Origin of the sequence: Streptomyces hilarionis, assembly GCF_024539675.1 — a bacterium.
GTDB lineage: Bacteria > Actinomycetota > Actinomycetes > Streptomycetales > Streptomycetaceae > Streptomyces > Streptomyces hilarionis.
Genome location: NZ_JAHHIT010000624.1, coordinates 1 through 304 on the forward strand (window position 1 = coordinate 1; position 304 = coordinate 304).

Sequence of the window (304 nt, forward strand, 5' to 3'; positions counted from 1 at the left end):
AAGTCACGAAGATCCCCGTCACAGCATGGCATACATACCAAAGGTACCCCATTATAAAACTTTATAAAGTGCGGCGTGATTATGGAGTAATGACCGGAAAAATCCACCCAGTTGTGCGCTTCGCGAATAAAGCCATTAACTCGTTCAGCGGTGTTGTTTTCGAATTCTTTGATGGTTTTATATGCCACTCGGTTCGGAAAGCTATTTTCTTGATCTACAATATAAATCAACCCACCTCGCCCTTCACGGCGATCAACTATTTTCCCTCTAAACAAGCACGCCTCTAGAAATTCTTGCAAGTGTT

At 42.8% G+C, this 304-nt stretch carries 1 protein-coding gene; it reads right to left on the reverse strand.

Features of this window, described 5'->3' with window-relative positions; translation table 11 throughout:
* Positions 1-304: hypothetical protein (locus KMS84_RS39780; protein WP_256921528.1), on the reverse strand; the 304-nt coding region annotated here is incomplete at both ends.